Annotated in this window: 20 protein-coding genes and 1 pseudogene; 13 read left to right on the top strand and 8 right to left on the bottom strand. The window is 71.9% G+C overall.

What is annotated here, in order from left to right; translation table 11 throughout:
- Positions 1-4: 4 nt before the first annotated feature.
- From rhaS to ACZ6TI_RS14330, 4 genes are read right to left on the bottom strand one after another with little or no spacing between them, the layout of a single operon-like run.
- Positions 5-1078 (bottom strand): rhamnose ABC transporter substrate-binding protein, encoded by a 1074-nt coding sequence (rhaS, locus tag ACZ6TI_RS14315; RefSeq protein WP_465345477.1) that lies wholly within the window; start codon positions 1076-1078, stop codon positions 5-7.
- Between the two features lie 49 nt (positions 1079-1127).
- Complete coding sequence (locus ACZ6TI_RS14320) at positions 1128-2120, bottom strand: ABC transporter permease (RefSeq protein WP_465345478.1); 993 nt, start codon at positions 2118-2120, stop codon at positions 1128-1130.
- The gene (locus ACZ6TI_RS14325; RefSeq protein ID WP_465345479.1) at positions 2113-3120 is read right to left on the bottom strand and encodes an ABC transporter permease; all 1008 of its coding nucleotides are present in this window, start codon (positions 3118-3120) and stop codon (positions 2113-2115) included. The genes ACZ6TI_RS14320 and ACZ6TI_RS14325 overlap by 8 nt, the downstream gene beginning before the upstream one ends.
- A complete protein-coding gene (locus ACZ6TI_RS14330) occupies positions 3117-4622 on the bottom strand; it encodes a sugar ABC transporter ATP-binding protein (protein WP_465345480.1) in 1506 nt (501 codons plus the stop codon). Before ACZ6TI_RS14330 ends, ACZ6TI_RS14325 begins: the two co-directional genes overlap by 4 nt.
- Before the next feature lie 155 nt (positions 4623-4777).
- Between ACZ6TI_RS14330 and ACZ6TI_RS14335 the strand changes: the two genes are divergently transcribed.
- From ACZ6TI_RS14335 to ACZ6TI_RS14370, 8 genes are all read left to right on the top strand, one after another.
- Positions 4778-5803 (top strand): LacI family DNA-binding transcriptional regulator, encoded by a 1026-nt coding sequence (locus tag ACZ6TI_RS14335; RefSeq protein ID WP_465345481.1) that lies wholly within the window; start codon positions 4778-4780, stop codon positions 5801-5803.
- A gap of 100 nt (positions 5804-5903) precedes the next feature.
- A complete protein-coding gene (locus ACZ6TI_RS14340) occupies positions 5904-7970 on the top strand; it encodes a bifunctional aldolase/short-chain dehydrogenase (protein WP_465345482.1) in 2067 nt (688 codons plus the stop codon).
- A complete protein-coding gene (locus tag ACZ6TI_RS14345; RefSeq protein WP_465345483.1) occupies positions 7967-9361 on the top strand; it encodes a rhamnulokinase in 1395 nt (464 codons plus the stop codon). Before ACZ6TI_RS14340 ends, ACZ6TI_RS14345 begins: the two co-directional genes overlap by 4 nt.
- A gap of 4 nt (positions 9362-9365) precedes the next feature.
- Positions 9366-10094, top strand: a complete 729-nt coding sequence (locus tag ACZ6TI_RS14350) for a (Fe-S)-binding protein (RefSeq protein ID WP_465345484.1) — start codon at positions 9366-9368, stop codon at positions 10092-10094.
- Positions 10091-11560, top strand: coding sequence for a lactate utilization protein B (locus ACZ6TI_RS14355; protein ID WP_465345485.1), 1470 nt, complete (start codon positions 10091-10093; stop codon positions 11558-11560). The genes ACZ6TI_RS14350 and ACZ6TI_RS14355 overlap by 4 nt, the downstream gene beginning before the upstream one ends.
- Positions 11557-12153 carry a LutC/YkgG family protein gene (locus ACZ6TI_RS14360; RefSeq protein ID WP_465345486.1) on the top strand — a complete coding sequence of 199 codons (597 nt, stop codon included), beginning with the start codon at positions 11557-11559 and terminating at the stop codon, positions 12151-12153. The genes ACZ6TI_RS14355 and ACZ6TI_RS14360 overlap by 4 nt, the downstream gene beginning before the upstream one ends.
- The gene (locus ACZ6TI_RS14365) at positions 12153-13574 is read left to right on the top strand and encodes an arabinose isomerase (protein ID WP_465345487.1); all 1422 of its coding nucleotides are present in this window, start codon (positions 12153-12155) and stop codon (positions 13572-13574) included. Before ACZ6TI_RS14360 ends, ACZ6TI_RS14365 begins: the two co-directional genes overlap by 1 nt.
- A 59-nt stretch (positions 13575-13633) precedes the next feature.
- On the top strand, positions 13634-14761 hold the full coding sequence (locus ACZ6TI_RS14370; RefSeq protein WP_465345488.1) for a hypothetical protein: 1128 nt from the start codon (positions 13634-13636) through the stop codon (positions 14759-14761).
- Between the two features lie 71 nt (positions 14762-14832).
- Here the strand turns inward: ACZ6TI_RS14370 and ACZ6TI_RS14375 are convergent, their stop codons facing one another.
- Positions 14833-15711, bottom strand: a complete 879-nt coding sequence (locus ACZ6TI_RS14375) for a helix-turn-helix transcriptional regulator (RefSeq protein WP_465345489.1) — start codon at positions 15709-15711, stop codon at positions 14833-14835.
- 54 nt (positions 15712-15765) lie between these two features.
- Between ACZ6TI_RS14375 and ACZ6TI_RS14380 the strand changes: the two genes are divergently transcribed.
- Positions 15766-16392, top strand: a complete 627-nt coding sequence (locus ACZ6TI_RS14380; RefSeq protein WP_465345490.1) for a class I SAM-dependent methyltransferase — start codon at positions 15766-15768, stop codon at positions 16390-16392.
- On the opposite strand, the gene ACZ6TI_RS14385 is transcribed toward ACZ6TI_RS14380, so the two are convergent.
- The 3 genes and pseudogenes from ACZ6TI_RS14385 to ACZ6TI_RS14395 form a co-directional block, all read right to left on the bottom strand.
- Positions 16365-18371 carry a GDSL-type esterase/lipase family protein gene (locus tag ACZ6TI_RS14385; RefSeq protein ID WP_465345491.1) on the bottom strand — a complete coding sequence of 669 codons (2007 nt, stop codon included), beginning with the start codon at positions 18369-18371 and terminating at the stop codon, positions 16365-16367. The two genes, ACZ6TI_RS14380 and ACZ6TI_RS14385, sit on opposite strands and share 28 nt — an antisense overlap.
- 163 nt (positions 18372-18534) lie before the next feature.
- A pseudogene (locus ACZ6TI_RS14390) lies at positions 18535-18997 on the bottom strand (response regulator); the annotation flags it as partial.
- Complete coding sequence (locus ACZ6TI_RS14395; RefSeq protein WP_465345492.1) at positions 18994-19140, bottom strand: hypothetical protein; 147 nt, start codon at positions 19138-19140, stop codon at positions 18994-18996. The pseudogene ACZ6TI_RS14390 and the gene ACZ6TI_RS14395, both read right to left, overlap by 4 nt.
- A 215-nt stretch (positions 19141-19355) precedes the next feature.
- On the opposite strand from ACZ6TI_RS14395, the gene ACZ6TI_RS14400 reads away from it, so the two are divergent.
- From ACZ6TI_RS14400 to ACZ6TI_RS14415, 4 genes are all read left to right on the top strand, one after another.
- Positions 19356-20714 (top strand): TrpB-like pyridoxal phosphate-dependent enzyme, encoded by a 1359-nt coding sequence (locus ACZ6TI_RS14400; RefSeq protein WP_465345493.1) that lies wholly within the window; start codon positions 19356-19358, stop codon positions 20712-20714.
- 112 nt (positions 20715-20826) lie between these two features.
- Positions 20827-21528, top strand: coding sequence for a ThuA domain-containing protein (locus tag ACZ6TI_RS14405; RefSeq protein WP_465345494.1), 702 nt, complete (start codon positions 20827-20829; stop codon positions 21526-21528).
- Positions 21525-22589, top strand: a complete 1065-nt coding sequence (locus ACZ6TI_RS14410; protein ID WP_465345495.1) for a Gfo/Idh/MocA family protein — start codon at positions 21525-21527, stop codon at positions 22587-22589. The genes ACZ6TI_RS14405 and ACZ6TI_RS14410 overlap by 4 nt, the downstream gene beginning before the upstream one ends.
- 16 nt (positions 22590-22605) lie before the next feature.
- Positions 22606-23238, top strand: a complete 633-nt coding sequence (locus ACZ6TI_RS14415) for a VOC family protein (protein ID WP_465345496.1) — start codon at positions 22606-22608, stop codon at positions 23236-23238.
- The last annotated feature ends 8 nt before the right edge of the window (positions 23239-23246 follow it).

Genomic DNA, 23246 nt, shown 5'->3' on the forward strand with positions numbered 1-23246 from the left:
CTTCTTAGAAGTTGAACTGGTCGATGTTGTCGGCCTTGAACTCGGTCGGCGGGCCGAGCACGATCTCGCCGTCCTTGCCGATGGTGTATTCGCCGAGCTTGCCGGCGGTGAACTTCTCACCCTCGGCGCCGGTGATCTGCCCGGAGGACAGAGCCACCCCGGCGTACGCCGCCAGATAGCCGATGTCCGCCGGGTTCCACAGCGCGAACACCTTCACGGTGCCGTCCTTCACGTACTCCCGCATCTGGTTCGGCAGGCCCAGCCCGGTGACCGCGACCTTGCCCTTGTAGCTCGAGCTGCTCACGTAGCGGCTCGCCGCCGCGATGCCGACCGTGGTCGGCGAGACGATCACCTTCAGATTCGGGTACGACTGCAGCAGGCCCTGCGCCTCCTGGAACGACTTCTGGTCGTCGTCGTTGCCGTAGGCGGTCTTGACCAGCTTGAGCTTGCTGTTCTCCGGCTTCGCGAGCTCGGTCTTCACGACCTCGATCCAGGCGTTCTGGTTCGTGGCGTTCGGGGTGGCGGACAGGATCGCGATCTCGCCCTCGCCGCCGGCCAGGTCGCTGGCCATCTTCACCAGGCTCTCGCCGATGCCCTGGGTGGTGGCCTGGTTGATGAAGACGTCCCGGCAGTCCTTCGAGGCGTCCGAGTCGAAGCCGACGATCTTGATGTTCGCCGCCTTGGCCTGCTTCAGCGACGGGCAGACCGCGTTCGGGTCGTTGGCCGCGATCGCGATCACGTCCTGCTGCTGCTGGATCAGCGTGTTGATGTAGGACACCTGGGACGAGGCGGCCGCATCGTTGGGACCGACCAGCTTGTACTCGCCCTTGAGCTCGTCGATCGCGACCTTGCCGCCGCCCACCTCGACGTCCGTGTACGGGTTGTTCAGCTGCTTGGGCAGGAAGGCCATCTTGACGCCCTCCTTGAGCTTCGCGCCCGGGTCGGCGCTGGCGCCGGTGGACGCGCCGGTTGCGGTGTCGGTGGAGTTCTCCTGCGTGGTGCCGCCGCAGGCAGCGACCCCGAGCAGAACTACGGAGGTGGCTGCCGCGGCCAGGAGGCGGCGGGAAAGAACGACCATGGTGGCTCCCGACTGACTGTGATGCGTGGGTGAGAGGAGGGGTGGTGCGTTATTGCGCAGCGGACGCCGCTTGTCGGAGCCGGCGGCGCTGCCAGGTGGAGCGGATCGAGGTGACGATGTTGGGGAGCAGGACCGAGCCCACCAGCAGGACGCCGGTGACGATGTTGAGCGCCTCGCCGGAGACGTCCTCCAGGCGCAGCGCATTTTGCAGCGCGGCGAGCAGCACCACGCCGGCCAGCACGCCGGGCAGGGTGCCCTTGCCGCCGAAGATGGAGACGCCGCCGAGCAGCACGGCCGCGACGACGGCCAGTTCGAGCCCGGCGCCGTTGTCGGCACGGGCGCTCGAATAGCGCAGCGTCCAGAGGACACCGGCCAGGCCGGCGACCGCGCCGCTGAGCACGTACAGCCAGAATTTGGTCCGGGCCACCCGGATGCCGGAGAAATGGGCGGCCTGGGCGTTCGCGCCGATCGCGTAGAGCGAGCGGCCGAACGGGGTGGCGTGCAGGACGACGCCGAAGATGATCGCCAGGACGACCAGGATGACGAGCACGTTGGGGATGGCGCCGTCCCCGATGGTTCCGGTGACCCAGCCGGTGTAGACGGACGGGAAGTCGGCGACCGCGCCGTCGCCGAGGACCACGAAGGCGAGCCCGCGATAGAGCGCCAGGGTGCCGATCGTGACCGCCAGCGAGGGCAGGCCGAGGCCGGTGACCAGGAAGCCGTTGAGCGCGCCCAGGATCGCGCCGAGCACCACGCAGAGCGGGATGATCGTCTCGATGCTCAGCCCGTTGTTCCAGAGCAGGCCCATGATCGCGCTGGTCAGCCCGAGTGTGCTGGCCACCGACAGGTCGATCTCGCCGGTCACGATGATGAACGTCATCGGCAGTGCGACCAGCGCGATCGGCAGCAGGTCGAGGACCAGGAAGGTGAAGTTCCGGCTGGTGCCGAAGTTCTCCACGCTGAACGACGCGATGACCAGCACCAGCACGGTGAGCGCGATGATGATCGTGTCCCAGCCGATCCACCGTCTCAGGTCAGACATGGGAGTCCCTCTTCCGCAGCGAGCGGGCGATCCGCACGGCCACCAGCCGGTCCGCGCCGATGGCGAGGACGATCAGGGCGCCGACGATGGCCTGCTGCCAGAACTGGTTGATGTCCAGCACGGCCAGGGCGCTGCCGATCACGGTGAGCAGCAGGGCGCCGAGTCCCGCGCCCCACACCGTGCCGCTGCCGCCGAAGACCGCCACCCCGCCGACCACCACGGCCGCTACGACGTTGAGTTCGTAGCCGGTGCCGGCCGCCGCGTCGACCGTGCCGAACCGGGCCGCGAACAGCACTCCGGCCAGGCCGGCCAGCGCGCCGCTGAGCAGGAACGCGCCGAGCAGGTTGCGGGCCACCTTGATGCCGGCCAGTTCGGCGGCGGGCGGGCTGGAGCCCATCGCGTAGAGCTCGCGGCCGATCCGGTAGTTGCGCATCATCAGCGACACCCCGCCGACCACGATCAGCGCGATCAGCACCAGCCAGGGGACGCCGAGCAGGCTCTCGTTGGCGAAGCTCAGGAAGTGCGGCGGCAGCTCGTCCGCGTTCACCTGCGAGCCGCCGGCCCAGGAGAACGCGATGCCGCGGAAGATGTAGAGCGTGCCCAGCGTGACCACCAGCGCGGGCACCCGGCCGTAGCGGACCAGCACGCCGTTCACCAGGCCGCAGACCGCGCCGACACCCAGGCCGGCCAGCAGCGCGACGATTATCGGCAGGTCCGGGTTGGCGCTCATCATGGTGGCCACCGCGAAGGCGCTCAGGCCGAGCACCGAGCCGACCGACAGGTCGATGTTGCGGGTGATCACCACGACCGCCTGGCCGGCCGCCATCACCGCCAGGATCGCGGTGTTCAGCAGGATGTCCCGGACGCTCTGCCCGGACAGGAAGCGCGGATTGCCGATCGTCGTGTAGGCGACCAGCGCGACGAGCGCGAGCACGATGCCGAGCTCGCGGGCCTTGAAGATGCTCCGGAAGCCGGGGGTCACGGAAGCCATCGCGCTCATGCCGTCACCTGCTGGCCCATTGCCGCGTACATGACCGACTCCTCGGTGGCCTCGGCTCGGGAGAGCGAGGCGGCCACATGGCCCTCGCGCAGGACGATCACGCGGTCGGCCATGCCGAGCACCTCCGGCAGTTCGGACGACACCATCACCACGGCCATCCCGTCGGCGGCCAGCGACGACATCAGCCGGTGCACCTCGGCCTTGGTGCCGACGTCGATGCCGCGGGTCGGCTCGTCCACGATCAGCAGCTTGGGCTCGGTGGCCAGCCACTTGGCCAGCACCACCTTCTGCTGGTTGCCGCCGGACAGCGTGCCCACCGCGTCGGTGAGCCGGCCCAGCTTGGTCTGCAGCCGCTGGGTCCACTTGAAGGCCTCGGCGCGCTCGGTGGCGCTCCACAGCAGGCCCAGCCGGGAGAGCTTGCGGGCGCGGGGGAGCGTCACGTTGCGCTCGATCGACAGCTCCATCACCAGGCCCTGCTGGCGGCGGTCCTCGGGGACCAGCGCCATGCCTGCCGCCATCGCCGCGCGGGGTGAGCCCGCCTTCAGTCGCCGGCCCAGGAAGGTCACCGACCCCGAGTCGTACGGGTCCACGCCGAACACCGCCTGCATCACCTCGGAGCGGCCGGAGCCGACCAGGCCGGCCAGCGCGACGATCTCGCCGGCGCGTACCGAGAAGGTGATGTCCTTGAAGACGCCCGCCCGGGACAGTCCGGACACCTCGAGCACCACGTCCCCGGCCGGCACCTCCTGCTTGGGGAAGAGGGCGCTCAGATCCCGGCCGACCATCCGGCGGATCATGTCGTCGACGGTGAGGTCGGCGACCGGCTCGGTGCACACGTGCCTGCCGTCGCGCATGATGGTGACGCGCTGGCAGAGCGCGGTGACCTCCTCGAACCGGTGCGAGATGAACATGATCGCGGCGCCCTCGTCGCGCAGCGATCGCACCACCGAGAAGAGCCGCTCCACCTCGACGCCGCTGAGCGCCGCGGTCGGCTCGTCCATCACCAGGATCCGGGCCTCACTGGACAGCGCCTTGGCGATCTCCACGATCTGCTGGTCGGCGATGGACAGGCCGCGGGCCGGGCGGGCCGGGTCGAGCTGCACGCCGAGCCGCTTGAAGAGCTGCGCGGCGGCCGCGGCCATCGCCTTGCGATCGATCTGCCGCAGCTTCGTCAGTGGCTGGTTGCCCATCGCGATGTTCTCGGCCACCGAGAGGTCTGGGAAGAGCGTCGGCTCCTGATAGATCACCGCGATGCCGGCCGCCTTGGCGTCGCCCGGCCCGGCGAAGTCCACGTCCGCGCCGTTCACCCGCAGCGTGCCGGTGTCCGGCCGGTGCACCCCGGCGAGCATCTTGACGATGGTCGACTTGCCCGCGCCGTTCTCGCCGATCAGCGCGTGCACCTCGCCCGCGAGCAGGGGAAAGCTGACGCCCTGGACCGCGGCCACCGCCCCGAAGGACTTGGTCACGTCGCGGACCTCGAGCACGGGCTCCGTCCCCGCCACAGGCCACCTCCCGGTTATTGTTGAAATGTTTCAGTCGGCGTACGGTCGAACGTAGGTGGCGGCAATCACACCTGTCAAGAATGAAGCTGTAACTCGTGCGAAACCTTGACCTGAAGTGCCCGTAGGATGCTGGTCAACGTTTCAAGAAACCCGAGGTGAGCGTGGTCGTCGGCAAGGCACCTTCGGTCAAGGACGTGGCCGCGTCGGCGGGCGTCTCGCTCGGCACGGTCTCCAACGTCATGAACCGGCCCGAGATGGTCGCCACCGCGACCCGTGAGCGGGTCGAGCGCGCGATGGCCGAGCTCGGCTTCGTGCGCAACGAGTCGGCCCGCCAGTTGCGCGCCGGCACCAGCCGCACGCTGGCGTACGTGATGCTGGACGGCAACAACCCGTTCTTCCACGACGTGGCCCAGGGCATCGAGATGGCCGCCGAGGACGCTGACCTGTCGCTGTTCATCTGCAACAGCAACGGCCGCGTGTCCCGCGAGGAGATGCACCTCGACCGCCTGCTCCAGCAGCGCGTGCAGGGCATCCTGATCACCCCGGTGGATCCGGACTCGGCGCTGCTCGGCGAGATCAGCAGGCGCGGCGTGCCGGTGGTCGTGGTCGACCGGGTGCGGGGCAGCGACTTCTGCTCGGTCGCGGTGGACGACGTCTACGGCGGCCGGATCGCGGTCGAGCACCTCATCGAGAACGGGCACCGGCGGGTCGCGTTCGCCGGCGGGCCGGAGGCCATCGGCCAGGTCAGCGAGCGCCTGCAGGGCGCGCGGGAGATCTGGGCCGACAGCGGGCTGCCGCCGGACGACCTGATCTTCCTGCCCACCGCGGCGATGACCGTGGCGGACGGCCGGTCGGCGGGGGAGCGGCTGGCCGGGCTGCCCGCGCGGCGCCGACCGACCGCGGCGTTCTGCGCCAACGACCTGATCGCGCTCGGGCTGCTGCAGCAGGCCATCGGGTCCGGCCGCCGGGTGCCCGAGGACCTGGCCATCGTGGGCTTCGACGACATCGAGTTCGCGGCCGCCGCGGCGGTGCCGCTGACCTCGGTGCGACAGCCCCGCCAGGAACTCGGCCGGGCCGCCGCCCAGCTGGTGCTGGATGAGGCCACCAACCCCGGCCACGTGCACGAACAGGCGATCTTCACCCCCGAGCTGATCGCCCGCGCGTCCACCGCCACCCATTGACCCGCGAAAGTGGTAGCCCAGCCGGGCATCCGTGGTCCGGATGCCCGGCTGGGCTACCACTTTCTTCTTGACCGGTCCCGACACATGCCCGTAACGTGTCGTGAAACGTTTCACGGCCCACTTCAGTGAGGACGACATGACCAACCCGGCCGTCGCCGACCTGCTCGCCCGCAGCAATCGCCTGGGCGCCGATCCCCAGACCACCAACTACGCCGGCGGCAACACGTCGGCCAAGGGCGCCGAGACCGACCCGGTCACCGGGCGCCCGGTCGACCTGCTCTGGGTGAAGGGCTCCGGCGGCGACCTGGGCACGCTGACCGAGGCCGGCCTGGCCGTGCTGCGCCTCGACCGGCTGCGCTCGCTGCCCGAGGTCTTCCCGGGCGTCGACCGCGAGGACGAGATGGTCGCCGCGTTCGACTACTGCCTGCACGGCCGGGGCGGCGCCGCGCCGTCCATCGACACCGCCATGCACGGACTGGTCGACGCGCCGCACGTGGATCACCTGCACCCGGACGCGGGCATCGCGCTGGCCACCGCCGCGGACGGGCCGGCGCTGACCAAGGAGATCTTCGGCGACCGGGTGCTCTGGGTGCCGTGGCGCCGGCCGGGTTTCCAGCTCGGCCTGGACATCGCCGCGGTGCAGCGGGCCAACCCGCAGGCGATCGGCGTGGTGCTGGGCGGGCACGGGATCACCGCGTGGGGCGCGACCAGCGACGAGTGCGAGGCCAACTCGCGCGAGATCATCGACACCGCCGCGGCCTGGATCGCCGCGCACGGCCGCTCCGAGCCCTTCGGATCTCTGATCCACTCGCCGCTGGAAACCGCCGCGCGCCTTGAAAGAGCCGCTGCTCTGTTCCCCATCCTGCGCGGCCTCGCCTCCACCGATCGCCCCCAGGTCGGCCACTACACCGCCACCGACGTGGTGCTCGACTTCGTCGGCCGGGCGGACATGCCATCGCTGGCGGCGCTGGGCACCTCGTGTCCCGATCACTTCCTGCGCACCAAGGTCAAGCCGATGGTGCTGGACACCGCGCCGGACGCGCCGCTGGACCAGGTCGAGGCCCGGCTGCGCGAGCTGCACGCGGCCTACCGGGACGACTACCGCGGCTACTACGAGCGCAACGCCGGACCGGACTCCCCGGCGATGCGCGGCGCCGACCCGGCGATCGTGCTGGTGCCCGGCGTCGGCATGTTCTCCTTCGGGGCCAACAAGCAGACCGCCCGGGTGGCCGGCGAGTTCTACGTGAACGCGATCAACGTGATGGCCGGCGCCTCGGCGATCTCCACCTACGCCCCGATCGACGAGGCGGAGAAGTTCCGGATCGAATACTGGGCGCTGGAAGAGGCCAAGCTCCAGCGGATGCCGAAGCCGGCGCCGCTGGCCACCCGCATCGCGTTCGTCACCGGCGGCGGCTCGGGCATCGGCCGGGCGATCGCGCTGCGGCTGGCCGCCGAGGGCGCCTGCGTGGTGGTCGCCGACCGGGACGCCGCGACGGCGAAGACGGTGGCGGACGAGATCGGCGGGCCGGACAAGGCGATCGCCGTGCGGGTCGACGTCACCGACGGCGCCGCGGTGGCCGCGGCGATCCGGGAGGCGGTGCTCGCCTTCGGCGGCGTCGACCTGGTGGTGAACAACGCCGGGCTGTCCATCTCCAAGCCGCTGCTGGACACCACCGAGGCGGACTGGGACCTGCAGCACGACGTGATGGCCAAGGGCTCGTTCCTGGTCTCCCGCGAGGCCGCCCGGGTGCTCGTCGCGCAGGGCATCGGCGGCGACATCGTCTACATCTCCAGCAAGAACTCGCTGTTCGCCGGGCCGAACAACGTCGCGTACGGCGCCACCAAGGCCGATCAGGCGCACCAGGTGCGGCTGCTCGCCGCCGAGCTGGGCGAGCACGGCATCCGGGTGAACGGCATCAACCCCGACGGCGTGGTCCGCGGCTCCGGCATCTTCGCCGGCGGCTGGGGCGCCAAGCGCGCGGCGGTCTACGGCGTGCCCGAGGAGGAGCTCGGCGCCTACTACGCGCAACGCACCCTGCTCAAGCGCGAGGTGCTGCCCGAGCACGTGGCCAACGCGGTGTTCGTGCTGACGGCGGGGGAGTTGTCGCACACGACGGGGCTGCACGTGCCGGTCGACGCCGGCGTCGCAGCGGCCTTCCTGCGATGAGCCGGTTCGCCGCCGTTGATCTCGGCGCGTCGTCCGGGCGCGTCATGGTCGGCGACGTGGTCAACGGCGGATTGGCCCTGACCGAGGCCCATCGTTTCGCGAACGAACCGGTGCGGGTGCGAGACACGCTGCACTGGGACATCCTCGGCCTCTATCGCGGCGTCCTTTCCGGGTTGCGGGCCGCAGGCCCGGTCGACGGCATCGGCATCGACTCGTGGGCCGTGGACTACGGCCTGATCGACGCGGACGGGCGGCTGCTCGGCAACCCGGTGCACTACCGCGACGCCCGCACGAACGGCGTCCCCGACCGGGTCGCCCAGGTCATCGGCGACGAGAAGCTCTACGCCCTCACCGGCTTGCAGAAGCAGCCGTTCAACACGATCTACCAGCTCGTCGCCGAGCCGCTGGCCGAGCGGGCCGACCGGATGCTCCTGATTCCCGACCTGCTCGCCTATTGGCTGACCGGCGAGATCGGGGCCGAGCTGACCAACGCCTCCACCACCCAGCTGCTCGACCTGCGCACCGGGGAATGGGCCGCCGGGCTGATCGCCGACCTGGGCCTGCCCGCCGGGCTCTTCCCGCCGCTGCGCGCCCCCGGCGCGGTGATCGGCACGTCTGAGGGCACGCCGGTGATCGCGGTCGGCTCGCACGACACCGCCTCGGCCGTGGTCGGGGTCCCGGCGGACGGCCCCGACTTCGCCTACATCTCGTGCGGGACCTGGTCGCTGGTCGGCGTCGAGCTCGATGCGCCGGTGCTGACCGAGGAGTCGCGCCGGGCCAACTTCACCAACGAGGGCGGCGTCGACGGCACGGTTCGCTACCTGCGCAACGTGATGGGCCTCTGGCTGCTGCAGGAGTGCCTGCGGGCGTGGCACGAGCCCGATCTGGCCGGCCTGCTGCGGGCGGCCGCCTCCGCCCCGGCGTTCGCGGCGGTGCTCGACGTGGACCGGCCGGAGTTCCTGCCGCCCGGCGACATGCCCGGCCGGATCGCGACCGAGCTCGAGCGCACCGGGCAGCCGGTGCCGGCCACCCGGGCGGCGACCGTGCGCTGCATCATGGACAGCCTCGCGCTGGCCCACCGACGGTCGGTGCGGGCGGCGTGCGAGCTCTCCGGGCGCACCGCGGAGGTGGTGCACGTGGTCGGCGGCGGCGCCCGCAACGAACTGCTCTGCCAGCTCACCGCGGACGCCTGCGAGCGGCCGGTGCTGGCCGGCCCGGTGGAGGCGACCGCGCTGGGCAACGTGCTGATCCAGGCCCGCGCGGCCGGGGCGCTCGGCGGCGATCTTGCCGCGCTGCGGGCCGTGCTGCGGGAGACGCACCAGATCCGGCGGTACGAGCCCCGCGGCGACCAGTCCCCCTGGGAGTCGCTGGAGCACCGGCTGTGGGGGTGAGCGGATGCGGATCGCGCTGTTCGTGACGTGCCTGGCGGACACCATGTTCCCCGCGGCGGCCAAGGCCACCGTGCTGCTGCTCGAGCGCCTCGGTCACGAGGTGGTGTTCCCGCCCGGCCAGACCTGCTGCGGCCAGATGCACATCAACACCGGCTACCAGCGGGCCGCGCTGCCGCTGGTCCGGCGGCACGTGCGGACCTTCCTGCCGTACGACGTGGTGGTGGCGCCGTCCGGGTCGTGTGTCGGGTCGGTGCGGCACCAGCACGCGACGGTGGCGTCGGCGGCCGGCGACGACCGGCTGGCGGCCCGGGCCACGGCGGTCGCCGAGCGCACCTATGAGCTGTCCGAGCTGCTGGTGGACGTGCTCGGCGTGGAGGACGTGGGCGCCTACTGGCCGCACCGGGTCACCTATCACCCGACCTGCCACTCGCTGCGGGTGCTGCGGGTGGCCGACAAGCCGCTGCGGCTGCTGCGCAACGTGCGCGGCATCGATCTGGTCGAGCTGCCCGCGGCCGAGCAGTGCTGCGGCTTCGGCGGCACGTTCGCGCTGAAGAACGCGGACACGTCGGCGGCGATGCTGAACGACAAGATGGGCCACGTCCTGGAGACCGGCGCCGTGAATGTCACCGCGGGCGACGCCTCCTGCCTGATGCACATCGGCGGCGGCTTGTCCCGCACCAAGACCAGGGTCAAGACCGTGCACCTGGCCGAGATCCTGGCGGCGACGTCATGACGTTCCTCGGCATGCCGGCCCCGAAGGGGCCAGGGTTCTCCGCCAGGGCCGGAGGCACCCCGGCCGGTAGCAACACAGCGCCGCGTGGGGTGGGCATGCTGCGCGGCGACGAGCCGTTCCCGGCCGCGGCGCGGACCGCGCTCGCGAACGACCAGATGCGCCGCAACCTGCGGCACGCCACCAGCACGATTCGCGGCAAGACCGGCCGGGTGATCGCCGAGCTGCCCGACTGGGAGCAGTTGCGCGACGCCGGGTCGGCGCTCAAGGCGGACACCATGGCCCGGCTGCCCGAGCTGCTCATCCAGTTGGAGGAGAGGGTCACCGCGGCCGGCGGCATCGTGCACTGGGCGGCGGACGCCAACGAGGCCAACGAGATCGTCACCCGGCTGGTCCGGGACACCGGACACGACCGGGTCATCAAGGTGAAGTCGATGGCCACCATGGAGATCGGCCTGAACGACGCGCTCGAGGCGGCCGGCATCACCCCGGTGGAGACCGACCTGGCCGAACTGATCGTGCAGATGGGCGACGACAAGCCCAGCCACATCCTGGTGCCGGCCATCCACCGCAACCGCACCGAGATCCGCGACCTCTTCCTGCGCGAGATGCCCGGCGTCGACCCCGACCTCACCGACGACCCGCCGGTGCTCGCCGCGGCCGCCCGGCGCTACCTGCGCGAGACCTTCCTGCGCACGAAGGTGGCGGTGTCCGGGGCCAACTTCGGCATCGCCGAGACCGGGACCCTGGCGGTGGTCGAGTCCGAGGGCAACGGCCGGATGTGCCTGACCCTGCCGGAGACGCTGATCACCGTGATGGGCATCGAGAAGGTGGTGCCGGCCTGGCGTGACCTCGAGGTGTTCCTGCAACTGCTGCCGCGGGCGTCGACCGGCGAGCGGATGAACCCGTACACGTCGATGTGGACCGGGGTGACGCCGGGGGACGGGCCGCAGAGCTTCCACCTGGTGCTGCTCGACAACGGGCGCACCCGGGTGCTGGCCGACGAGGTCGGTCGCGCGGCGCTGCACTGCATCCGGTGCTCGGCCTGCCTCAACGTCTGCCCGGTGTACGAGCGGACCGGCGGCCACGCCTACGGATCGGTGTATCCGGGGCCGATCGGCGCGGTGCTGTCGCCGCAGTTCACCGGCGTCGAGGACAACGCGTCCCTGCCCTATGCGTCGTCGCTCTGCGGTGCGTGTTTCGACGCCTGCCCGGTGAAGATCGACATTCCCTCGATCCTGGTGCACCTCCGCGATCAGGCGCCGCACCCGCGCGGTGAGCAGGCGGCGATGAGCGCCGCGGCGTACACGATGGACCACCCCCGGCTGTACGCGGCCGCGCAGCGCGCCGCGAAGCTCAGCAAGCACGCGGGCCGGCGCCTCCCGCCGCCGCTGAACGGCTGGACCGCGCATCGCGACCTGCCCGAGCCGCCGCCGGAGACCTTCCGCGACTGGTGGGCCAAGCGATGAGCAGCCGCGACGTCGTCCTGGGCCGGATCGGTGACGCGCTGGCCGGCAGCACGCCGCCGCCACCGGTGCCGCGGGACTACCGCCGCGGTGGCGAGCCCGCCGACCTGGCACTGCTGGTCGAGCGGCTGGTCGACTACCGGGCCGTGGTGCACCGCTGCGCCGAGGCGGAGGTGGCCGGCACCATCGCGGAGATCGTGCGCGGGACGGTGGTCGTACCCCCGGAACTGCCGGCCGGCTGGCTGCCGCCGACCGTCGAAGCCCTGACCGACACGGGCTTGAGCGCGGACCGCATCGCGGCCGCCGACGGCGTGGTGACCGCCGCGGCCGTCGCGGTCGCGGAGACCGGCACCATCGTCCTGGACGCCTCGCCGGACCAGGGCCGGCGGATCATCTCGCTGCTGCCCGACCTGCACATCTGCGTGCTGCGCCCGGATCAGGTGGTGGCCGCGGTGCCGGACGCGCTGCCGCGGCTGGACCCGGGCCGCCCGCTCACCTGGATCAGCGGCCCGTCCGCGACCAGCGACATCGAACTCAACCGCGTCGAAGGGGTGCACGGCCCCCGGAACCTGCATGTGATCCTGCTGGAGGAATGATGTCCGACTTGCTCGCGATGAAGCGCCGCCGGAAGACCCGGATCGGGCTGGTGGCCGGCGGCCTCGGCACCTACTGGCCGCAGTTCCCGGCGCTGCTGCCGCAGCTGCAGGAATCGGCCCGCTATGTGTCCGAGCGGTTCGCCGAGATGGACGCCGAGGTGACCGACGCCGGGTTCATCTCGGACGCGCAGGAGGGCGCGATCGCCGCCGAGAAGCTGCGGCTGGCCGACTGCGACCTCATCGTGCTGTTCCTGACCACCTATCTGACCGCCTCGATGGTGCTGCCGATCGCCCAGCGTTCCAACACCCCGATCCTGGTCATCGACCTGCAGCCGACCGAGCGGATGGACCACGCGTCGTTCGACACCGGCGCCTGGCTCGCCTATTGCGGCCAGTGCCCGGTGCCCGAGGTGGGCAACACGTTCCGCCGGGCCGGCATCCCGTTCCGCTCGGTCTCCGGCTGGCTGCGCCAGGAGTCGGCGTGGGATCGCATCGGCCGGTGGATCCAGGCCGCCCACATCCGGGCCGCGCTGCGGCACGCCCGGCACGGCCTGATGGGCCACGTCTACCCCGGCATGCTGGACGTCTCCACCGACCTCACGCTGCTGCCCGTGACCTTCGGGTCGCACGTCGAGGTGCTGGAGTTCGACGACCTGCGCGAGCGGGTGCTGGCGGTGACGCCGGCTCAGACGCGCGAACGGATGGATCTGGCGCGCCAGGTCTTCAAGGTGGACGACACCGTGCAGGAGGAGGACTTCGCCTGGGGCGCCCAGGTCTCGGTCGGGCTGGATCAACTGGTCGACGACTTCGCGCTGGACAGCCTCGCCTACTACCACCGTGGCCTGAACGGCGAACAGCACGAGCGGCTCGGCGCCGGGATGATCCTGGGCGCGTCCCTGCTCACCGCCCGCGGCATCCCGGTCACCGGCGAGTACGAGCTGCGCACCACCGTCGCCCAGCTCGCTACCCAGGTGGCCGGAGCGGGCGGCTCGTTCTGCGAGTTCCAGGCGCTGGACTTCGAGGACGGTGTGGTGGAGATGGGCCACGACGGTCCGGCGCACCTGGCCGTCTCGTCCCGGGATCCGCTGCTGCGCGGCCTCGGCGTCTATCACGGCAAGCGCGGCTGGGGCGTCTCGGTGGAGTTCGACGTGCGGCACGGGCCGGTGACGCTGCTCGGGCTGGGCCAGGACCGGGACGGCAGCCTGTCCTTCGTGGCCGCCGAGGGCACCGTGGTGCCGGGCCCGCTGCTGGCCATCGGCAACACCACCAGCCGCGTCGACTTCGGCCGCGACCCGGGCGAGTTCGTCGACGAGTGGAGCGCGTCCGGCGTCGGCCACCACTGGTCGCTGTCACTGGGCCACCGAGCCGGCGACTACCAGGCGGCGGCGAGCCTGCTGGGCATTGGATTCGCCCGGGTCTGAATCGATGGACGTGATCCTCTAACCTTCGCTGTGCAGAGCGAAGAAACACGGGGGAGCACATGAAGAATCGACGTGGCATCACCATGTCGGCGGCGGCGCTGATCGCCGCCGCCGGCACCGTCCTCGCCGCCGGGCCGGCGCGGGCGGCGGCCGACCAGACCGACGTCGCCGTCGAGGTGGTCGCCGAGCGCACCATCCTGACGTCCTGGAGCTGGACCAGCATCGAGACCTATGTCCGCAACGACGGCCCGGCGCCCGCCTCCGACGTGACGGTGAGCATCACGCTGCCGGCCGGCATGCGGGCCGGCTCGCTGGAGAGCAACTCCGACTGGGAGTGCGACTGGCAGGCGCCGGTGGTCAGCTGCACACACCTCGGCGACATCGCGCCGGGGCAGCGGCTGCGGCCGATCTATCAGAACGGGGTCTCCATCGAGGGGGTCCCGGCCGGCACCACGCTGGAGCCGGTCGGCACGGTCGCCACCTCGACGCCGGAGAGCTCGACCGCGAACAACACCGCGACACTGCCGATCCGCATCGTCGAGTCCGGCATCATCAAGGGCACGCTGTGGAACGACCTCAACGCCGACGGGGTCCGGCAGCCCGGCGAGCCGCCGGCCGAGTCGGTCGGCCTGAGCATCCGCTCCCAGGACGACTACGACCTGTACGGCTTCTCGAACAACTACCGTGGCGCCTACTCCGAGGACGTCCCGGTCAAGCGCTTCCGGGCGAGCAGCACCCTGTTCCGGTCCAGCTGGCGTTTCACCACGCCGGGGGTCGGCAGCGAGGACACCGACTCCGACCTGACCCCGACCGCGGAGACCCGGTACGACCGCACCGGCGAGAGCGAGGTCTTCACGGTCGACGCGTCCACGCCGACCGTCATCGACGTCGGAGTGGTCGCCGCGTTCCGGCCGACGAAGATCGCACCGAAGGGCGCCGTGCAGGGCACCACCCCGACGGTCACGCTGACCGGCGAGCACTTCACCACCGACATGCGGGTGGCGCTGACCCGGCCCGGATCCGACCCGGTGGAGGGCACGGTCGTCAAGGTCAACGCCGACCGCACGAAGATGAAGGTCACGTTCCCGCTGACCGACGTGGCGACCGGCAAGTGGACGCTGACGGTGACGTCCTACTGGCGCGACCGCGCCGAACTGGCCGACGCGTTCACGGTCCGCAAGCCCTGAGCCGGTCGCCAGCCCTGAGTCGCCAGCCCTGAGCTGGTCGCAAGCGCTGACCTGGTCGCGAGGCCTGGACATCAGACGTGACCCCCGCGCCACTGCGCGGGGGTCGCGTCGTGCCCGGCCCGGAAGCGCCTGATGAAATAGCTGACGTCCGGATAGCCGACCTGCCGGCCGATCGCGGCGACGGTCAGATCGGTGCCGGTCAGCAGCAGCCGGGCCTGCTGCATGCGCCGCTCGGTCAGCCACTGCTGCACGGTGCGGCCGGTCTTGCGGCGCACGATCGTGGTGAGGTGCCCGGGCGTCAGCGCCAGTTCCGCCGCGACGTCGGTCAGCGAGATCGGCTCGTGGTAGCGCCGCTCGATCACGTCGAAGACCGCCGCCAGCAACGGCTCGTCCGCCGACCGCAGCTCGCCGGCCACGTCGGTGGCGAGCCGGGCGACCGCCACCAGCAGCAGCGTCAGATGCGCCAGGGCGGCCTCGTGATGCCCGTCCCGGCCGCCCCGCAGCTCGGCGTCCAGCGCGGCGAAGCGGCGCAACCAGCCGTCGCGCTCGGTGGCCGGAATGCGCAGCCGCTGGGCCCGGTCGACGCCCCGGGCGAACGGGAACAGCAGCGGGTGGGCGCGCCACGAGGAATAGGCGCCCGGGGTGCCGGGCCGGATCACCTCGGGCGGGAAGTACGCCGTCCAGGCCTCCCCGATGACGTCGTGCGCCGGCTCCGGGAACGACACCACCTGGCCCGCGCCGATGACGAACAGGTCGCCGTCGGACATCGTCCAGTCCCGTCCGTCGATCCGGAAGGACCCGTCGGCCCGGTGCGCGTAGAACAGCACCAGGAAGTCGTGGGCGTGGGTGCTCCCGGCCGCCAGGGCGTGGCCGGGCAGATGCTCGGCGGCCACCGGCGCCCTTCCCGGCGCCCGGGGAAAGCTGATCAGCGGAACCGAAGAAAGTCCCATCACGCCCACACTTTCGCCATTGTCGTTGCTCTGCCTCGGGGCGAGGCTGATGCCATGACCAAAGATAGTCGGATGGCCGAGCGGGACTACCTGCCCGCGATGGGCCGGCACTGGATGCTGTTCCTCTATGACCCGTTCACCCGCCTGGCCGGCGTGCCCCGGCTGCACGACGAGTTGCTGGACCGGGCCGGCGTCGAGCCGGGCCACCGGGTGCTGGAGATCGGCTGCGGCACCGGAAACCTGCTGCGGGCGCTCGGCCGGCGCACCCCGGGAGTGGACGCGCTGGGCATCGACCCGGACCCGGCCGGGCTGCGCCGAGCCCGCCGCAAGGCCGCCCGCGCGAAACTGCCGATCCGGTTCGAGCGCGCCTTCGCCGGCGACCTGCCGCTGCCGGACGGGCACTTCGACCGGGTGCTGTCGTCCTACATGCTGCATCACCTCGACGCGGCCGAGAAGCTCAGCGCCCTGCGCGAGGTCCGGCGGGTGCTGCGGCCCGGCGGGCAACTGCACCTGGTCGACGCCGACGGCACCGGCCACCGGCACCCGCGGCTCGACGGCAACATCCCCGAGCGGATGCTCGCCGTCATGCGCGACGCCGCCCTGGCGAACGTCACCGAGACCGGCCGCGGCCACCGCCGGGGCCCGCTCGGCGGCTACGTCTTCTGGCGCGCCGAAGCCTGAGCCCGGCGCCGCCAGGCGAAGAACGCGACCGCCACCAGCCAGGCGCCGAACGCGGTGACCGCCGCGGCGGCCAGTCCCCAGCCGGCCACCAGCATCCGGCCGATCTGGTGCAGCGCCCACTCGGTGCCCTGCGGCCGGCAGGTGCCCGCCCGGAACTGGTCGCCCAGATCGCAGACCGGGCTGGCCGCGCGCGCCTCGGTCAGCGCCTGCGCGTTCGTCTTGCCGGCCTGAGCGTCGAGCGCCGCCTGCTTGCGCAGCGCCGCCTCCGGCGAGATCGGCAGCCGGGCCGCCAGCGGCGCCGGCTGGCGGGCCAGCCAGGACTGGAACACGCGGGACATGGCGGCGTGCCCGCGCTCGTTGGGGTGCAGGCTGCTGTGCGACCAGTTCCGCGGGTCGTAGCGCTCCTCCGCGCCGCCGCGCACCGAGCGCAGCTCGACGAAGTTCAGGCCGGGGCGCCCGTCGTTGGCCGGGTCGCACAGTTGCAGGTGCTCGGCGGCGAGCGCCCGGGGCATGTCCTCGACCACGTGGAAGCCGAACTCGGTGGCGGTGCGGGTGATCACGCCGTTCAGCTGGTCCACGAACGAGTGCAGGAACTCCTTCTCGCGGCGGGACAGGGCGAGCTGGTTGCAGCTGCCGGTGAGCTGGATCGGGTCCGGATAGAGTGCGACCGCCACCGGCACACCCGGGAAGGTGTCGTCCACCGCGACATAGGTGGCCCGCAGGTTGCGCGCCACCTGGTCCAATGAGGACGTCCACAGGTCGGCGCGCTCGTTGCAGTAGCCCGGTGCGAGACACATCTGGCCGATGGTGGAGAAGCCGGAGTCGTTGCCGCCGACGCTGAGCACCACCATGGCCGGCGTGAACTTCGCGCCGCCGGGGTTCTCCGCGCGGTACTCGTCCAGCTGGGTGAGCGGGTCGTTGCGGTCGGCCGCCTCGCCCGGCACGCCCTTGCGGGTCAGCGTGACCTCGGCGTCCGGGTTGGCCGGCGGCTTCGGCAGCACGTTCCAGGTGCGGGCGCCGGAGCAGGCCAGGAAGCGCAGGCCGTCGAAGGACGGCGACTGGGACACCGCCACCGCCCAGGCGGTCGGCGCGCGGCGGCACTGGTCGCCGTTCGCCGGATCGGCCTCGTCGGTGCCCGCGTAATAGACCTCGGCGCCCTCACCGGACATGTAGGAGTCGCCCAATGCGACCAGCACCCGCGAGCCGCCGTCCGCGCGCAGGCTCTCCGGTTCGCCGGCCGGGCGCGGCGTCACCCCCATCAGCGCGACCAGCGCGACCACCAGCACCACGTCGGCCTGCGTCGCGGAGGCCACCGCCACCACGAGCACGGCGATCACCGCCAGAACCCAGAGGATCAGGTACGAGTGACTGAGCCGCACCGCGAGCCAGCCGGTGCCGCCGAGCACGGCCAGCCCGAAGCCGCCCAGCACCACCGCCCCGCCGATGCGCTCCTGCAACGCCCGCACGGTCCGCTCGGAGGACAGCGCGATCCCGATCGGCAGCACCACCAGCAGCCCGAGCCCGAGCAGCGCGCCGGCCCCCACCATCGGCCAGCCACTGGTCAGCCACACCAGCGTGGCCCCGGCGAAGGCCATCACGGTGGCCAGCGCGGACAGTCCGAAGCCGAGCCACCAGGGCCGGAAGTCGCGTTGCCGCAACGCCGCCACCGCGCTGCCGAACAGCAGATAGATCACGAACAGGCCGCCGAGCGCGGTGCCGCCCCAGCCGGTGCGGGTGTAGAGCACGATCAGCCCGGCGCCGGCCACCAGCAGCACGAACCACAGCCACAGCGGCACTACCGTCTGCCGGTCGCCGAGCCCCTGGGTGTACTGCCCGGAGACCCACACCGCGGCGGTGGCGATGAACGCGACGAACAGCAGCGCCACCACCCATCCGCGGGCGTCCGGCCGGGCGGCGGCCAGCAGAGCGGCGAGCGCGACCACGAAGAACCCGGTCCGACGGTATGCGGCAGTGTCCACGGAAGAGACCCTATGCCCGGGAGGCGTTTCGTCTGGTCTCGTATCCGCGGTGTGCCACCCAGGTCGCCGTATGGTCTCCACGCACTCCCTCATCGGCCGGCCGGGGCCGGAGCTGAGCGCTTCTCGCGGCGGAGCAGGAGCCAGGCGGCGGCGAGGCAGGTCAGCCGCCGGCGATCAGCCGCAGCACCTCCATCTCCCGCGGCGTCAGACGGTCGAGCCCGGCCGCGGCGCCCGGCGCCTCCGGACGCAGCCGGGTCGCGAAGTCGCCCACCAGGCGCCGGGTCACCGCGGGCGCCAGCAACGCCTCGCCGGCCGCGACCGTGCGCACCGCGTCGATCAGCTCCTGCGGCCGCGCGTCCTTCAGCAGGGAAGCCGCTGGCCCCGGCCCGCAACGCCTCGTAGACGTGTTCGTCGACGTTGAACGTCGTCACCACCAGCACCTTCACCGGGTCGGCGACACCCGGCCCGGCCAGCCGCCGGGTCGCCTCGATGCCGTCCAGCACCGGCATCCGCACGTCCATCACCACCACGTCGGGCCGCACCCGGCGGGCGGTCGCCACCGCGGACTCGCCGTCCGACGCCTCACCGGCCACCTCGATGCCGGGCTGCGCGCCCAGGATCGTCACGAAGCCGGTGCGGCCAGCTCCACCCGCTGCCCGGCGGCCCGGGCCTGCTCGACCAGCTCACCGATCCGCCCGGCCGGCGACGTGTGCAGCACGTCCAGCAGCTGCCGCAGCTCGCCCAGCGCCCAGCACGCGCCGACCAGCACCGCGAACGCAGCACCGCGAGCGCGTCCATCGGCCGCGGCGGCAGCTCGCCCAGCATGGTGCCGCCGGTGTTCAGGGCCGGCACCAGCGCCAGGGCCGCCAGGACGGCCGCGATCAGCGCGTCCTGAGCCCGCGGGTTCCGCAGAAGTGCCACAGCCGGTGGACATTAGCGTGTTCCGCCCTGCCGCGAGCCGCCCGGTTGGCAGATGATCGGTCCATGACCGCCACGAAGATCCTGCTCGACGAGTCCGAGATGCCGCGCCGCTGGTACAACCTGGTCCCCGACCTGCCCGCGCCGCCGCCCCCGGTGCTGCACCCGGGCACCCTGCAGCCGGTCGGCCCGGACGACCTGGCGCCGCTGTTCCCGATGGCGCTGATCCAGCAGGAGGTCACCGCCGAGCGGTATGTGGACATTCCCGAGGAGGTCCTCGAGGTCTACCGGCTCTGGCGTCCGTCGCCGCTGTTCCGCGCGCACCGGCTGGAGAAGGCGCTCGGCACCCCGGCGCAGATCTACTACAAGTACGAGGGTGTCTCGCCGGCCGGGTCGCACAAGCCGAACACCGCGGTGCCGCAGGCCTTCTACAACGCGCAGGCGGGCATCCGGCGGCTCACCACCGAGACCGGCGCCGGGCAGTGGGGCACCGCGCTGGCGTTCGCGGCCGCGCAGTTCGGGCTGGAGTGCGAGATCTGGCAGGTGCGCGCGTCCTACGACCAGAAGCCCTACCGCAAGATGATGATCGAGACGTTCGGCGGCACGATCCACCCGTCGCCGTCCGACCTGACCGCCGCGGGCCGCAAGATTCTCGAGTCGCACCCGGACTCGCCCGGCTCGCTGGGCATCGCGATCAGCGAGGCGGTCGAGGTCGCGGCGCAGCACGCGGACACCAACTACGCGCTCGGCAGCGTGCTCAACCACGTGCTGCTGCACCAGACCATCATCGGCGAGGAGGCGCTGCTGCAGCTGGCCAAGGTGGGCGCGACGCCGGACGTGATCGTCGGCTGCACCGGCGGCGGCTCGAACTTCGCCGGGCTCGCCTTCCCGTTCCTGCGCGAGAAGCTGGCCGGCACGATGGCGCCGGTGATCCGCGCGGTGGAACCGTCCGCCTGCCCGTCGCTGACCAGGGGCGTCTACGCGTACGACTTCGGCGACACCGCCGGGATGACGCCGCTGATGAAGATGCACACCCTCGGGCACGACTTCATCCCGGATCCGATCCACGCCGGCGGGCTGCGCTACCACGGCATGTCGCCGCTGATCTCGCACGTCTACGAGCTCGGGCTGATCGAGGCGGTGGCCAAGACGCAGAAGGAGTGCTTCGAGGCCGGCGTGCGCTTCGCCCGCACCGAGGGCATCGTGCCGGCGCCCGAGCCGACACACGCGCTGGCCGCCTGCATCGAGGAGGCGCTGCGCTGCAAGGAGACCGGCGAGCCCAAGGTGATCCTCACCGCGCTGTGCGGCCACGGGCACCTGGACCTGCCCGCCTACGGCCGCTTCCTGGCCGGCGACATGGTCGACCACGAGTTCTCCGAGGAGGCCCTGGCAGCCTCGGTGGCGAACCTCCCGGCCGTTCCCTAGTGGCGGCGGCCGCCCGCGGCGACGTTGATGGCCCACGACGGCGGCGTTCGTCACACCCACGAATGATCGGCGGGCGCTTATCCTGCTCACACGCCTGCCACGTGGAGGAAATATGACCGACGAGCGTCGCGCCCTGGTGGTTCGCGGTGGCTGGGACGGGCATCAGCCCGTCGAGGCCACCGATCTGTTCATCCCCCATCTGCGCGCGGAGGGCTTCGCGGTCACCGTCGCGGACTCGCCGGAGCCCTATGCGGACGCCGAGCTGATGGCCGGCACCGACCTCGTGGTGCAGTGCATGACCATGTCGACGATCACGCCCGAGCAGCTCGAGGGGCTGATCGGTGCGGTCGAGGCGGGCACCGGGCTGGCCGGATGGCATGGCGGCATCTGCGACGCGTACCGGTCGAGCTCGGATTATCTGCAGCTGATCGGCGGGCAGTTCGCCACCCACGCGGCGAAGATGCCGCCCGGGGAGCGGACGGGCGAGCAGGCCGACAACTATGTGCGGCACACCATCGAGATGACGCCGGCCGCGGCCGGCCATCCGATCACCAAGGGCGTCGGCGACTTCGAGCTGGAGACCGAGCAATACTGGGTGCTGACCGACGACTACATCGACGTGCTGGCCACCACGACGACCGCGACCCGGCCGTGGGGCGCCTGGTCGCGGCCGATCAGATGCCCGGCGATCTGGACCCGTCAGTGGGGCCGCGGCCGCGTCTTCGTCGCCACGCCGGGACACCGGGTCGAGATCCTCGAGGACTCCAACGTGCGCACCATCGTCGAGCGGGGACTGTTGTGGGCGGCGCGATGAGGGTCGGCGTGGTCGGCGCCGGCAAGATCAGCGGGCAGTACAGCGCCATGCTGGCCCGGTTGCCGCAACTGTCGGTCACCGCGGTGGCCGACCTCGACCTGGGCCGGGCCCAGCAGCTGGCCGACCAGCACGACGGCGCTCGAGTCATGTCCCTGGACGAGCTCTATGCGTCGCCGGACGTCGACGTCGTGCTCAACCTGACCACCCCGGCACAGCACGCGCCGGTGGCACTCTCCGCGATCAAGGCCGGCAAACACGTGTACGGCGAGAAGCCGCTGACCGCCACCGGCGCCGACGGCCGTGCCGTGGTGGCCGCCGCGGCCGCCGCCGGGGTGCGTGCCGGCTGCGCCCCGGACACCGTGCTCGGCACCGGCGTGCAGACCGCCCGGGCGGCCGTCGACGGCGGCGCGATCGGTGTGCCGCACGCCGCCACCGCCTTCATGACCGTGCCCGGCCACGAGCGCTGGCACCCCGACCCGGAGTTCTACTACCAGCCCGGCGGCGGCCCGCTGCTGGACATGGGCCCGTACTACCTGACGTCGCTGATCCACCTGCTGGGCCCGGTGACCGAGGTGGCCGGCATGTCGTCGCGGCCCCGCGACGAGCGGCTGATCGGCAGCGGCCCCAAGGAGGGCATCACCTTTCCGGTCGCCATCGACACGCACATCACCGGGCTGCTGCGGCACGCGAGCGGCGCCCTGACCACGTTGCTGATGAGCTTCGACGTGTGGGCCACCCACCTGCCGTGGATCGAGATCTACGGGTCCACCGGCTCGCTGTCGGTGCCCGACCCCAACTACTTCGTCGGCGACGTGCGGCTCTTCACCCGGGAGAGTCTGGAGTGGACCGTGCTGCCGCCGAGCGCGGGCTATGCCGACGGCGGCCGGGGCATCGGCCTGCTCGACCTGGCCGAGTCGGTGGCCGCCGGCCGCCCGCACCGCACCGGCGACGACGTGGCCCTGCACGTGCTCGACGTGATGGAGGCGATCCTGACCGGCGCCCCGATCACCACCACTTGCGAGCGCCCGGCCGCGGTGGACGGCCTGATCACCCTGCCTTGACGATCTTGGGAGACGCATGAAAGGCACCCGGCGCGAGGCTTCGGACGCGGTCGAGGAACAGGGCTGGCGCTTTCTGCTCGGCGCCTTCCGCGCGTCGGTGCCGGTCGGATCGATCGCCCAGGCCGCGGAGGTGGCGGCGCGGGCGGTCGCGGCGTGCGGCGACGACGCCGACGGGCACCTGCGCGCCGACCTCCGAGCCGATCGGGTGGTCCTGACCCTGCAGACGCTGGCGACCGGCCGGATCACCACCCTGGACATCGACCTGGCCCATCGCATCACCGCGGCCGGGCTTCGCACCGAGCCCCGGGTGCAGACGCTCGAGGTCGGCATCGACGCGCTCGACATCGCCGCGGTCCGGCCGTTCTGGAAGGCGCTGCTGGGCTACGCGCAGGAGGGCGACGGCGCGCTCGCCGACCCGGCGGGTCAGGGCCCGGCGATCTGGTTCCAGCAGATGGACGAGCCGCGGCCGCAGCGCAACCGCCTGCACTTCGACGTCTGCGTGCCGCACGACGAGGCTCCCCGGCGGCTCGCGGCCGCGCTGGCCGCCGGGGGCAGGCTGGTCTCCGATGAGCACGCCCCGGCGTTCTGGGTGCTGGCCGACGCCGAGGGCAACGAGGCCTGCATCACGACCTGGCAGGGCCGGGATTAGCCGGACCG

It is taken from the genome of Actinoplanes sp. NPDC051388 (assembly GCF_055586225.1).